Below are 13,040 nucleotides of genomic sequence, written 5' to 3'. Positions count from 1 at the left end.
ATATAACTATAGTGTTGTGTGTTTTATATACTATGAGGAGTAGTTAATGAACCATGAAGAAGAGCTTTTTTCTAATAATGATGATGATTCGTATCCTTTAGATGAATTCAGACTAACAACTACACCTAATGATTTCAATATTATGACAATTATTAGCTTTATTGAGTCTGGAGTTTTTAAAATACCTGCCTTTCAGAGGCATTTTGTTTGGGATATAAAGAGAGCTTCAAAATTAATAGAATCGTTATTGATTGGATTACCTATTCCTCAAGTTTTCCTTTACGAACAAGGAAAAAACCAATACTTAGTAATTGATGGGCAGCAAAGGCTCATGTCAATTTATTATTTTTCCAAAGGTCGTTTCCCAAAAAAAGAAAAACGCTCTGAATTAAGAGAAATTTTTGAATTACACGGAAAAATTCCACAAGATATTTTATCCGATGATACATATTTTTCAAAATTCAATCTAAAACTTGATGGCCCAACTGATAATCAAAAAAATAAATTTTCTGGGCTAAATTACGATACTTTAGATGAGTATCAGATGAATCTAAATTTATCAACGATTAGAAATATGTTTATTAAACCATCATCCGAAGAGGATGATGAAAATGGTGCAATGTTTGAAATTTTTAACCGTTTAAATAGTGGCGGTGTTAATTTATCGACCCAAGAAATTCGGATGAGCTTATTTCATTCACCATTTTTATCTTGTTTAGTTGAATTAAATAATAATCCAGTGTGGCGACGACTTTTAGGTAAACCTGAGGTTGATATCAGATTAAATGATGTCGAAGCAATTCTAAGAGTTTACTCAATGGTCTTTTACAGTGAAAATTATAAAAATAAAGTTGCAGGATTTCTAAATGCTTTTGCAAATAAATCTAAAAAATTAGATGAAGATGTCATTTGCTTGTCTAGGGATATATGGGCAAAATTTATGGATAATATTTCATCTATACCTAATGAAAGCTTCAGGTTAGGTGGCACAAAACTAAGTATTACACTTTTTGAGTCTATTTTTTACGCATTAACTAAAGATGCAGTTGAACAATGTGACCCATCAATAGTTGGTACTATTTCAGACAGTTTTATTGCTAATTTAAAAGCGGATCAAACATTCATATCATTTAGCACAGGTAAAACAACTCGTAAAGAGTCAGTTTTAGGGCGCTTAAGAGTAGCGAAAGAGATTTATAGCCGGAGCTGATTTATGGATGTTATTGAAAGAGCATATATAGATAATAAAAATTTACATGAATATTTGATCTCTGTAAAAGAAGTTAGCTATGCAAATGTGCATTCAGCTCAGTCAGCAAAAAATTTACTACTTTCATGTGCTAGCCATTTTGAAGTAAAAATGATTAGTATAATAAAAGATGCTATGGATGCTAAAGAATGCGTACTTAGAGATCAGTTTGTTTATAATCAAGCTTTATTACAAAAATATCATTCGCTATTTAACTGGAAACAGAAAAAGGCGAACGATTTTTTTTCTAAATTTGGTAGTAATTTTACCATTTTTATGCAGGCCAAGTTAAAAGAAAAACCTTTATTAGAACAATCTATAGAAGATTTTTTAGAGCTAGGTAAATTACGCAACTATCTTGTTCATAATGATTTCTTGAGCTATCAATTACCTTTAACTGATGAAGAAGTTTTTAATAAGTATAAGAGCGCACTGCACTTTACCGAAGCATTACCAGCATTTTTTCAAGAGTTTAAAGCTACCATGAATTCTAACCTCGGTGTAGATACTGAAGACGGCTAATATGTTTATATTGCTATTTTCAGGCATGTTTTATATTAAAGAGCCTTAAGGTAAAGGCTCTTTTTAGTTTTGATATTATAAAACGTATTTATAATGTTAGAGCAACCTGCTTAGATCTACTCGGATGCGGTTCAACAACATTAACGTGTGCGGGTTTAACAACAATTTTTGTTACTGATTCGTGACTGACGAATGTACAACCACAATTGATATTTTGGCACTGGTTATAACGCTCTTTGGTTTCGGATGAAACTTGGTAGGAACTTCGTGTGTGGGCTGCGTGACCGCATTCGGGACAATTCATCATGATTATGTATCCTTTGTCATGATGTTGATGTTATGTAAATTATACCATGTATATCCATACAGTCTAAAAAATTATTCATCAGCGATATCCAAATCCGAAATTTTCACCTCTAACTCCAAAGCTGAAGTAAAGCCACTGTCATTCAATGAATGGATTATTCGCGTTAATATCCAATCAGCATTATCAATTTCGGGCTTAAACCCACTGACTGTGATCGGCATTTCAGGGTAAAGCTCTGCGCGGCCTATCGCCAGTTGAATTGAGAATGAAGCTACACCACGTTGGATTTTTTCCCATTGGGCTTTCGCTGCGCGAGCTGCATTTTCTTTTGTGGCGTAAGTATGGGAAAGCGTCAGGACATTCCCTTGCTCACCTGCTAAATATTCTCCTTGTTTTTCTGTTGGCTCTGTTGGCTCTGTTGGCTTTGCAGGCTTTTTGCTTTTTCGTTTTCGCTTTACTGTGACTTCTTTTTTCTTTTTGGGCTCGCGGGTGTTTAGCCAATTAGCCACAACGCCAGTGTATGCGCCGCGGTCTGCCAGTGAAAAGCGATGCCCGTCTCCCACTGAACGGGTAATGTGCATGGCCTGAATGGGCTGACCACTGGCGGTTAAGCCTTGGCCTTGCTTCATAAACAGTAAATTTCCGTTTTTAACCGCAACGATTGCCCCCTCGGATTTCGCCACTCGCGTTAAAAATGAACCGTCTGATTCGTTGGTTTGGTCAATATGGGCAAGCTTGATTTTATCTAATTTTTCATCAATGACAGGCTTCAGCTTGTTTCGCTCTGCCAACGTTCGCACAATATCGCCAAGTGTTTTTTGGTGATAGGACTGCTCACGCTTAACGTTTAAGGTGTCCCGAAAATCCGCACTGCGCCCACGAATGGTGAGTTTATCGGGCACGCCGCTATGCTCAACCTCATCAACGGTAAATGTTCCTTTGTAAATCAACGGTGAGTTTTTCCAGCCAAGGTGTAATGACAGGGTTTCACCTCGCTTGGGTAAGGCAAGTTTTCCGTCGCTGTCATCTAATTCAATATCTAGCTGGTCAGCTTCAAAGCCGCGATTGTCCGTCATGGTTAATGACATTAAACGCCCTTGAATCTGAGCATTAATATTTTCACCACCTGCCGCAATGGCGAAAGCGGGGGTTAGCTCGTCTTTGGTTAAAAAACTCATAGTGGCAGCGCCCCGCGCATATCATTTAGTTGTTGATTTAAATCCCCAAACATTTCAGACAGTGACTCATCCGTGCGCTTAAGTTTTAACGTAAAATCAATTTTTCTCGGGGCACCATCGACAAAAAACTCACTTTTTGATTGCGTGATTTCTTCAATCACATACATACCGTAAATATTTCCTGTTCCATCAATCAGCGACCATGCGCGGCCTGTTTCTGCCATTTGCTCTAGTACGAGCAATGATAATCTACCGCCTGTCAGTGACGGCAATAAGGTGCCACTGAGGGTGATATCGTCGTTATCAAGGCCAATAAATTGAACCGCGGGGCGCTTCCCGACACGGTTATTCACCCCATAGCGGTATTTTTGGTTAATCTGCATCATTTGGTAGGGGGTTGTATTGAGCTGAAAAACGAACAAGCCCAGCGCTGCCATTGCCATAATTAATCGTCCTCACTGTCTTGGTAGCGGCTTAGCTGCCTTGCCTGCTCACGCCGTTGGTTTTGCGCCAATTGCTTGGCAACTTCACGGGCAATATCGTTTGCTGACTGGTTAGGTAATGGGTAAACATTAATAGTCACTGGCGCCGCATTTGCCCTGTGACTATTTTGATTAACGGTGACAGAGGCAGACTGATATTCGCTGGCAGGTAAAGCGTAAGGGTGAATGGACTTATTAGCACTTGCTGACATAGAGCCCATGGTTAGTGCTGCCGCAGCCAGCGCGGCTGTTTTTCTTCGACTGGTAATATGAGCAGGACCCGTTACTATTTCAGGGGCTTTTTCGCCCGCAATGCCAAATTGACCACGGGGAATAAACCCGCCGCTGTCGAACATGCCCGCATTCTTCATGCCTGCTTGAATGACGGTGACTTGTGACATGGCACGAACCGCCTTGGTTTCATCCGAAAGCATCCAATCGGGCAAAATATTCGTGGCCATTTGCTTAAGTTCGGCAAATTGGGCTTTCAGTGCATCCCATTTTTCAAGAATGCCATTTTTCAAACTATCGATAATTTCGCCGCCGATTTGCTTAAAGCGCTCAGGTAAACCTTTAACATCCGCGACAATCTGATCCCACTTGTCAGATATCGTTTTCTTGACCAGCGCCCACATGCGGGATGTGATAGCGACAATATCATCCCAATGTTGATAGACCAGCCCGACAAGCCCCCAATTCAGTACGTAGGATTTAATCCCCTCCCAAAACTGGGAAAATATCGCTGTTACCTTTGACCACAATTTTTTAGCGTAAGGAACAATATCATCCCAATATTTATAAATGAGGTAAGCCGCGCCAGCAATGGCGGTAATAATTAAGATAATCGGGTTAGCTAATAAGGCCTTACCCAGCATCATAAATGCCGCCCCAACGAGCTTAATCGGCTTGATCAGTAAGGCAAGAAATCCGCTACCCTTGATACCCAAAACAGACAGGCTTAATTTCGCCATGGCAAGTGGTCCAATTAATGCCGCAATCATGAGTGAAATACTCCCACCAACGGCTAACACGGCACCTAAACCTAACGTAATTAGAGTGATTTGTTTAACCAATTCAGGGTTTTTCTTCGCCCATTGACCGAATTTTGAAATCAAATCTGTCACGCGCTTGGTGATGTCCCGCAACGGACTATCCGCACCGCCGAAAACCTGTATCCCCACATCTTCATAGGCAGAGGTTAAGTTTTTTAAATCACCGTCAAGGTTATCTGTCATGGTTTTGGCGACTTTTGCCGCTTCCCCTTTGGCAGCTTTGATTTCGGCAATCATGGCTTGCAATTGACCGCTTCCCGCTTGGTCAACTAATACTGAGAGGGCAGAAAAAGCCTCTTCGCCAGCAATGTGCTTGAACAGTCCCGCACGCTCAGCCGTTCCCATTTTTTTGGTTTTCTTGTCTAATTCGGCGAGTATGTCAGTAAATTGGCGCAAGTTACCTTTTGCGTCACGGGTTTTAATTTTCAGCTTATCAAGGGCTTCACCTGCCATTTTTGGCGGCTCCGCTAATCGCCCAAGAATAGAGCGCAACCCTGTACCCGCCATGCTGCCTTGAATACCTGCATCACCCAATTTACCTGCGGCAACGGCGGCGGTTTCTAAATCAACACCCAGACCTGACGCCACGGGTGCCACATATTTCATGGTATCACCGAGCATCGTGAGGTTTACGTTTGAACGCGTAAAGGTGGCAACAAGGGCGTCACTCACACGGTTCATTTCGTTAGAGTTCAGCTTAAATCCCGTCAAAATATTTGAGCCGATATCCGCCGTGGTGGCTAAGTCAATATCACCCGCCAGTGACATGGATAATGTCCCCGACATGGCATTTTTAATTTGTTCAGGTTTAAAGCCAGCCATGGCATAGAATGCTTGGCCTTGGGCAACTTCATTAGACGTAAACGCCGTGGTAGCCCCTAATTCGCGGGCTTGCTCTCTGAGCATTTTATAGTCGGCTGAATCTCTATCAAGGCGAGTTAAGGCCTGCACTTTTGACATGCCGATTTCAAAATCATAGCCGGGTACTAATACTTTTTTAGCGGCGTAGCCTAAACCCACGCCAGATGCGAGCATACCCGCGCCGCCACCCGCTATTTTATTGCGCATGCCCATGGTGTTTTGATAGCTGTTTTTTGCTGCCGACATGCGTTTTTCTTGGCTGGCAACCCGTTTTAGTTGCTGCTCTTGTTGCTGCAATCGCCGACTGGTGCTAGCAATGTCGCTATTTAGTTTTACTTGGGCTTGGCTTAATTGGCGTGTCGAAATCCCATTACCTTTTAACGCTTCCCGTTGGCGTTGTAATGAGGTACTCAGCACGCCCGTTTCGGCTTTGAGTTTAGCGGCGGCGGCTTTTGCGCGGTCAAGCTCCCGTGATTGGGCTTTTGTTGGGTTTTGAATGGTGGATAATTCACGCGCAAGCTGGCTTACTTTTGCTGTTGCTTGTTGATAGGCGTTATTGGCTGCATCAAGGGATTGTTTGGTTTTCTTAAATCCGTCAATTTGTTTGGCTTGGTTATTCAGCTCTTTAAGTTGCTGGCGAGATTGGCGGAGGGTTTCCGCCAGTTTTTTATTCGAGGCTTGGGCGCTCTTAAACGGTTTTGTGAATTTATCAACGGCGCTTAAAATCACCTGTAAACGCAAATCTTTACTCATCTTCTGCACCGCTACGTTTAAGGGCGTGATAACGCCATTCTAATAATTCGGTTAGGGAAAATTCATCTGTGACAGTCGGTGACCAGTGAAAAATAGTGGCAATATCTGCCACTAAATCATTGACGGTTAGTCGTTCTGGAAATCCATAGTCACCGACTTCGGTAACAAAAAAAGCACTAACTCTTTGGTTAAATTGACCATATCAGCGGGAGCCATCATAAGCAGTTCGGCTTTGGTCAGCGCTGGCGCGGTGACGCGTGGTAGCACTAAGATTGCAGAGTCCACATCCATTTCCATCAGCGCCGCTAAGCGAACGCCGCGCAACGCACCTGAATTGGGTTTGCGTACCACAATCTCTGTTACCGTGGTTGTTCCTCGCGTGATAGGTTCATCTAATGTGATAGTGATTTGATTTTTGTCTACTGGTTCAGTCATTTACTTTTCCTATAACCCTAATGCGGCACGTTGTTCGGCTAGACGGTCAACACCGTCAACGTTTTCAATCATATTGAGTAAATCAATCTCAATAAGCGTTTCACCATCCCAAATAAGTTTGTAATAGGTGGCATTAAAGGGGGTTTTGACTTGGGTGTTTTCGCCTGCTTTGCCATTGCCAGAGTCGATTTCACTGAATCGACCCCGCAGCACCACCTCAACGGCGGTCACTTCTGCAGTATCTTCACGTTGATATGCGCCATTAAAACGCAACATCACACCGTCAATTTGCGTAACGCCCCATTGCTTATAGAGCTGCGCTTCTAGCCCACCAAAAGTAATTTCTGATGAAAGCGCATCCGCTTCTAATCCCATATCTACTTTAACGGCACCATTCATGCCGCCCCCGCGATATTCTTCAAATTTACGGGTGATTTTTGGGAGTGTCATTTCTTCGACGCGGCCTAAGTAACTTTGCCCGTCGTTGAATAAATTCATGTTTTTAAGCTTGCGTGGTAAGGCCATGGTTACCCCTTAATTTTTGAGCCAAAATCTAATAAATAGCGGTCTGTGATACGCTGGCGTAATAGCAGATTTTCCATTGGTGGCACTGCCGTATAGTCATAATCAATGTATAACTTGCCGCTTTTCAGCTCTTCTTTGGTGTTCACGTCAGGGTCGAACCAACATTCACCGCCCAATAAATAGCCCTGCGTTGTCATACTGCGCAGTTTTGCATTGATACTTTCGATAATATCGCGAGCCAGTGAGGGATTAAGCGCGCCGTCAATTGACCAGTCGAGCCCCTCGGCGATGGTGTCGGATAACACTTGCGCGGTGCGGGTGTAGGACTCAAACGCAAATAGCGGATCATCTGAGCAAGTACGGGAACCCCAAAACTTGAAGCCGTTATTGCGAATAAGCGTGGTAATGTCGTTTTCGTTGAGCAGGCCAGCATCGGTGGCAGGGTCTTGTAAATCCCATGACACATCGGCAGAAATGCCCGTGACACCATTAACGCCCACATTCGATATGGTTTTATGCCAGCCGATGTCATTATCAATTTTGGCACGTAAGCCCAAAGCACAAGCGGTGGCGTAGATATTACTTTCTGCGTTCGTGACGGTGTCCCAGCTTTGAAATTCAGGCCAAATTAGCATTAATTCACGCTGACTGAAGTTTTTGCGGTAATCAATCGCATCCGAAATGGTTTTACTGCCATAAGCGCTGACATAAGCCATGGCTCGCATTTTTTGCGCGATACCCGCAAGCGCTGAGGAAACGGCCTGTGTATCGTGAGCGGGCACGGCTAAAATACGGGGTTTAACACCTAAACGGCTTTGCGCCACGGTTAATGCCTGCAAGCCCGTTTTGCGTCCATCAGGCGTGGTGCCTCCGATGATATTCGACGTGGTTTCAGCTTCGCTTTCGCCTTGCTCAACACGAACAACGACGGTGACAGGTTTTGATTGGTTGCCAATGGTATCTAATGAGCGAGCCAGCGTCCCTGTTTCGCCTGCTTTACCCGCGGCATTTTTAACGTCAGTAATTAAAACGGGGGTATTGAGTGGAAAGGCTTTTTCGTCTGCATCATCGGCAGTACACACCATTCCCACGATTGCGGTGCTGATGGTGCGAATAGGTCGCGTGCCTTCGTTGAGTTCAATCACTCGCACGCCGTGGTGATAATCTTGAGCCATTACTTAGCGTCCTCTATTTTGCAATAGCTCAATTTTGGGTTGGGGTTAACGCAAATGCACGAAATGAGGGTTGTGTGGAGGATGAGACAAAGCCCCGTTGGTTGGGGCTCAGAATAGATTAATGTTATTCGGGTTTTTCAGGCCAATCAATATCTGGCGCAATTGAAGTATCGACACGGTTTAAATCAACGCGGTATTGTTTCCAAGCATTTAACTGCATTAGCTCTTTATCGGTTGCGACACCTAAATCGACAGCATCTTGTAATGGTGTTGACTGGTTAGTTGCTTCAATCAGTAACGCTTTTTTTTGATATTTAGCGCCCTCAATATGCTGCTCTTTGCTCAAGGTGATTTTTGTTAAGTTATCCGCTTCCTTGTCCGAGATAGCAATAAGTTCATCGCTGATAAATTCATCTTGAGAACCATCGGATTCATACGCATAGACAACATTATGGATATCTTTATAGAACTTCATTTGTTTTCCTTTTTACCGTAGTTCAAACCATGAGGTGATGGGCGTGCCACCTGTTACCACTAGCTTATAAGTTGCCCCATTCGGAATAACGGTACTGACGACAGGAAGCGTTGTTGTTCCTGCATGGAGATAATTGTAAACTTTTAAGTTATTTACAAATAATTCATATCTCCTATGTTGGCTTGAACCATCAAAGTTTATACTTAGCATAATTGGCTTGCCTGTCGAGTTTGTATAAACGGTATTTATGGCACGCTGACTTTTTAAATCTTGCCATGATTGCCCTTGTCCTAACCCGCCGCCTGCTCCAATTTTGCTATCCACCTCTGATTTTGTGTATGCGCTCACATCACCAGCCGTTAAGCTAATGTTTGCGGTCAAAGGCTTCCCATTGATTTTGCGTGAGGTGGGCACTCGTCCATTTGCATTGGTGTTAGCATCCGTACCCGCTTTTTTCGCGTCAGCGATTTTAGTATCAGATTCGATTTTCGTGTATGCGCTTACATCCCCAGCCGTTAAGCTAATATCTGCGGTCAATGGCTTCCCATTGACTTTGCGTGACGTTGGCACACGTCCATTGGCATTGGTGTTAGCGTCCGACCCAGCTTTTTTCGCGTCTGCTATTTTGGTATCGGCTTCGGTTTTTGTGTATGCTCCCACATCCCCAGCCGTTAAGTTAATATCTGCGGTCAATGGCTTCCCATTGACTTTGCGTGACGTTGGCACACGTCCATTGGCATTGGTGTTAGCATCCGTCCCCGCTTTTTTCGCGTCTGCGATTTTGGTATCGGCTTCGGTTTTTGTGTATGCCCCCACATCACCCGCTGTTAAACGAATTAGCTTGCCTGTTGGTTTGCTCATTTAGTTACCTCAATCGAAATAAAATCAGTTGCTTTTAATGCTTCAGCCAGAAATAAGGTTGTTCCCTCAATGGTGTAAGCGTGGCCTTGTGGCTGAGATAGGCCGTTCAATGTCACCGATAACACTTTGACATTGCCAATGGGAAAAGATGTTTCTCCACCTTTTACTGCGGGTGTTAAAGAGGAAATTTCTAGCGTCGCATTATCACCTTTATCACCTTTATCACCTTTGTCTCCCTTGGCACCTTTATCACCCGTTAAACCCTTATCGCCTTTTGTCCCTTGCTCACCATCGTTAACAGTGAAACTTACGGGCGGCAAAGCAAGCCCCGCATTATTTTTAAATATCAGTGAGACAGTACGACCTTTAGCCATAACCTAACCTCACGAATTTTCCTTAATTTGAACGTCAACACTGACAATACTTGCCCCTTGCGCCCCTGCCGCGCCTTTATCGCCAGTGGCTCCCTTATCCCCCGTTAAACCTTTATCACCTTTGTCACCTTTTGCTCCCGCATCACCTTTTGCGCCTTTTTGCTCTGCAATAAATTGCGCCTCGGTTTTATTGGCATTCGCGGGAATTTTCTTCCATGTTTCAAATGTGGATTCACCGTCTGTAACATCAAAGGAAGCGGGTAATACTTTCCCATCACTGGTTTTAAAATTTAATGTGACTGTTTGTTTTCTTGGCATTTTCTTTCCCTAATCATGATTTAATATCGACGGTGATATCGTCGATTGGCTGAAATTTTTCTTCGTCTAAATAGATGCCGTTATCCGAGCCCGTTGTGAGGGCGTTCCTCGCATCTTTGCTAATCGGTAAGCCTCCCGCTTGCGGGGTGCTAATCAGAGGGGCATCAATAATAATTTGCACTTGCTCGCCTTTCTTGAGCGCTTCAGCAAGCAATACTTTGTTGTTTTCGATGGAGTATGAATACCCGTCGTGCTGGGTAAGCCCATTGAGCGTGAAAAGGCAGTTTTTAAACTGATAGGGCGGGGTTAATTCAACCTCTCCACCCGCGGCGGTGAGTTGCCATGTACGGGTTTCAAAAGTGACCTTTTTAAGCTCATCGGTTAATAGCTTTTGCGTGACAACAAGCGTATGACTTTCACCCAGTTTATTTGCAAGTTGGACAAATCCTTTTTCTGTTGTCGTTGCGTCAGGGTGCTTACGGTTTTTCTCATGCTGCTCAAGGGCTTTATTAACAAACTCGCGAGTCGCCAGCACAACGGACGGATCAACTTTGACCGTGACCGCTTCGGTGTGACTCACAATTAACACCATGCGAATAGTCTGTGTACGGCCTGAGCCCTCGGCTAACAAGGGCTTATAGGTTTCAGGGCAATTCGCTACAGCGACCAATAAACCCGATTTATCAAACAAACCAATTTCCCGTATCCACCATCCGCCCTCATTTTCGGGGATCACTTGCTCGGCGATAACCTGATTTGCATTAATTTCATCAATAAAAAGTGTGTTAATGGCAGCTCGGCGTTTTTCATTCAGTAATTTAGTTTGCTTGGTGTCTGGTGTGGGCAAGGTGCCGCCACCATCCCCCACTGACATGTGCGTAAGCTCAACTTTAGTGCCAAGCGCTGTGGCCTCAGCCAGCACTTTTTCACCATAAGTGGTAAGTAAGGCAAAATATTTCATTGGAGGGTGATCCTCATTTCATCAATTATGTGAATAGCTGCTCCAGTTGCTGCTCTGGCGCTCACGCTGATCACTTCAGGTATGTATGGATAAACGGTTAATTCATCCCCGCCGTAACTTGTCGCCGCGCAATGGGCTTGCCCTTTCACTTCCAGTTGAATAGTGAGCCCGACTAAATGACGGCTCGCTGGTTTAGCATCAAAAATTAACGCTTCTAACTCTTGATACATTTCTTCGGTGATACCCGTTTCAAGCACGCCAATGTCAAGGCGAAACGTGCCCGCGGTTTCATTGGTTTTCCACCACTCAATCACGCGGATTAAATAACCCAATGGCTCAACCACACGGCGCAATGCGCCAATCGTGCCCTTGTGTTTATGAATAAACATCGCGGCCTTGATAGCGTTTCGTTTCGCGCTTTCCGCCCAGTCTTTATCCCATCGGTCAACACTGAACGCCCACGCCAAATACGGCAGAAAATGCACAGGGCATAAATCAGGGTTCCAAAGTTTACGGATGGGTATGGGGACTCGCTCAATTTGTGCTAATGATTCCGCCGCGGCGAGTTCTAACGGGGACGAGCCTACGGGCAATAAACGATTACTCATCTGAGCCCCCTAATGCCACGTTAATTTGTGTGCAGAAGCTCGCTTGTGTTTTATCTAGCTTGATATCTGCCACTGGCTTTTTCAGTTCGACACGTTGTACGCCTTGAACATGCAATGCGGCATATATCGCACTGAGCACAATGTCACGGCCTAAGCGGTGTTGCTGTGTCGCATAGCGTTTCACTTGTTCCTCTGCCGCCGCCATAATGGGTTCGTACTCTGGGGATGGGTAGCAGTAGATCACCGCGTCGATTTCATAATTGATAATCTTGGCTGATTGTACGGTCACACGGTCAGCCACTGGCCTAACGTCTTCATCGTTTAAAGCCACATTCACTTTTTCAATTAAATCCGCTGGCGCACTACCGTTCCCCTCGCGGGATAAAACGGTAACCGTAACGTAAGCAGGTGATGGGCTAATAACAGAAGCGTCAGAAACCCGACCATCGGCAGAGCGTGCATGATACTCATAACTACCAATCGGGCCTGCTACGCTTAACGCCTCAAAAGCTGCAGGGATACGCAAGCGTAAATTGGCATCAGACTCATACACTGGCGCAATCGGTGGAATGGCGTTTTCATCACCCGCTGATAACATCAAGCGTTTCACGTTATTATTAGCCGCCAGTTGGTCAAGGTCGGCACCAGTAGCAAAGGCCGCCATACTTGCGCGAGCCGCTTCATTAACGCGCTGGCGTAAAATTAATTCTCTATAACAGTTTTCTTGCAATAATTTGGTGAGCGGCTCAGATTCCAATTCTAATGTGCGGGCGATAGCTTCCCGCTGTTCTTCTGGCATTGCAGCGATTAACGCGGTTTTGCGCTCGTCAAATAGCACCTCAAAATCTAATAGTTCGACCACATCGGGTGCGGGTAACAAACTTAAATCAATGCTGGCTGCCAT

The 13,040-nt window shown here is 44.3% G+C and carries 16 protein-coding genes and 1 pseudogene; 2 read left to right on the top strand and 15 right to left on the bottom strand.

All coding sequences use genetic code 11. The features are described from left to right. Positions 1–46 precede the first annotated feature (46 nt). Complete coding sequence (locus tag AC4IFT_RS16735; RefSeq protein WP_272524309.1) at positions 47–1,210, top strand: DUF262 domain-containing protein; 1,164 nt, start codon at positions 47–49, stop codon at positions 1,208–1,210. Positions 1,211–1,213: 3 nt separating this feature from the next. After that, positions 1,214–1,771, top strand: coding sequence for a hypothetical protein (locus AC4IFT_RS16730; RefSeq protein WP_490751990.1), 558 nt, complete (start codon positions 1,214–1,216; stop codon positions 1,769–1,771). Between the two features lie 88 nt (positions 1,772–1,859). Here the strand turns inward: AC4IFT_RS16730 and AC4IFT_RS16725 are convergent, their stop codons facing one another. The 15 genes and pseudogenes from AC4IFT_RS16725 to AC4IFT_RS16655 all read right to left on the bottom strand — a co-directional run bounded on the left by AC4IFT_RS16725 (position 1,860) and on the right by AC4IFT_RS16655 (position 13,040). Further along, positions 1,860–2,078 (bottom strand): ogr/Delta-like zinc finger family protein, encoded by a 219-nt coding sequence (locus AC4IFT_RS16725; protein WP_272656309.1) that lies wholly within the window; start codon positions 2,076–2,078, stop codon positions 1,860–1,862. A gap of 71 nt (positions 2,079–2,149) precedes the next feature. After that, positions 2,150–3,256, bottom strand: a complete 1,107-nt coding sequence (locus AC4IFT_RS16720; protein WP_490751988.1) for a phage late control D family protein — start codon at positions 3,254–3,256, stop codon at positions 2,150–2,152. After that, positions 3,253–3,699, bottom strand: a complete 447-nt coding sequence (locus AC4IFT_RS16715) for a phage tail protein (RefSeq protein ID WP_490751986.1) — start codon at positions 3,697–3,699, stop codon at positions 3,253–3,255. The genes AC4IFT_RS16720 and AC4IFT_RS16715 overlap by 4 nt, the downstream gene beginning before the upstream one ends. 2 nt (positions 3,700–3,701) lie before the next feature. Further along, entirely contained in the window at positions 3,702–6,404 is a 2,703-nt protein-coding gene (locus AC4IFT_RS16710) for a phage tail tape measure protein (protein WP_490751984.1), read from the bottom strand. Next, positions 6,397–6,516: a GpE family phage tail protein gene (locus tag AC4IFT_RS16705; protein ID WP_217008467.1), complete on the bottom strand. Its 120-nt coding sequence runs from the start codon at positions 6,514–6,516 to the stop codon at positions 6,397–6,399. The genes AC4IFT_RS16710 and AC4IFT_RS16705 overlap by 8 nt, the downstream gene beginning before the upstream one ends. Positions 6,517–6,530: 14 nt before the next feature. Further along, positions 6,531–6,839: a phage tail assembly protein gene (locus tag AC4IFT_RS16700; RefSeq protein WP_490751982.1), complete on the bottom strand. Its 309-nt coding sequence runs from the start codon at positions 6,837–6,839 to the stop codon at positions 6,531–6,533. Between the two features lie 9 nt (positions 6,840–6,848). Beyond that, on the bottom strand, positions 6,849–7,364 hold the full coding sequence (locus tag AC4IFT_RS16695) for a phage major tail tube protein (RefSeq protein ID WP_272573303.1): 516 nt from the start codon (positions 7,362–7,364) through the stop codon (positions 6,849–6,851). A 2-nt stretch (positions 7,365–7,366) separates the two neighbouring features. Next, positions 7,367–8,539, bottom strand: a complete 1,173-nt coding sequence (locus tag AC4IFT_RS16690) for a phage tail sheath protein (protein ID WP_490751980.1) — start codon at positions 8,537–8,539, stop codon at positions 7,367–7,369. A gap of 124 nt (positions 8,540–8,663) precedes the next feature. Continuing rightward, complete coding sequence (locus AC4IFT_RS16685; RefSeq protein WP_490751978.1) at positions 8,664–9,014, bottom strand: tail fiber assembly protein; 351 nt, start codon at positions 9,012–9,014, stop codon at positions 8,664–8,666. Between the two features lie 12 nt (positions 9,015–9,026). Continuing rightward, the gene (locus AC4IFT_RS16680) at positions 9,027–9,875 is read right to left on the bottom strand and encodes a hypothetical protein (RefSeq protein WP_490751976.1); all 849 of its coding nucleotides are present in this window, start codon (positions 9,873–9,875) and stop codon (positions 9,027–9,029) included. Continuing rightward, positions 9,872–10,249: a hypothetical protein gene (locus AC4IFT_RS16675; RefSeq protein WP_490751974.1), complete on the bottom strand. Its 378-nt coding sequence runs from the start codon at positions 10,247–10,249 to the stop codon at positions 9,872–9,874. Before AC4IFT_RS16675 ends, AC4IFT_RS16680 begins: the two co-directional genes overlap by 4 nt. A gap of 9 nt (positions 10,250–10,258) precedes the next feature. Then, positions 10,259–10,567, bottom strand: a complete 309-nt coding sequence (locus AC4IFT_RS16670; RefSeq protein WP_490751972.1) for a hypothetical protein — start codon at positions 10,565–10,567, stop codon at positions 10,259–10,261. 388 nt (positions 10,568–10,955) lie between these two features. Continuing rightward, a pseudogene (locus tag AC4IFT_RS16665) lies at positions 10,956–11,528 on the bottom strand (phage tail protein); the annotation flags it as partial. Then, on the bottom strand, positions 11,525–12,136 hold the full coding sequence (locus AC4IFT_RS16660) for a phage tail protein I (RefSeq protein WP_490751970.1): 612 nt from the start codon (positions 12,134–12,136) through the stop codon (positions 11,525–11,527). The pseudogene AC4IFT_RS16665 and the gene AC4IFT_RS16660, both read right to left, overlap by 4 nt. Continuing rightward, positions 12,129–13,040: a baseplate assembly protein gene (locus AC4IFT_RS16655; protein WP_490751968.1), complete on the bottom strand. Its 912-nt coding sequence runs from the start codon at positions 13,038–13,040 to the stop codon at positions 12,129–12,131. Before AC4IFT_RS16655 ends, AC4IFT_RS16660 begins: the two co-directional genes overlap by 8 nt.

The sequence above is a fragment of the Providencia sp. UF-183 genome (genome assembly GCF_058246155.1).
This window is presented reverse-complemented; position numbering and strand designations above follow the sequence as displayed.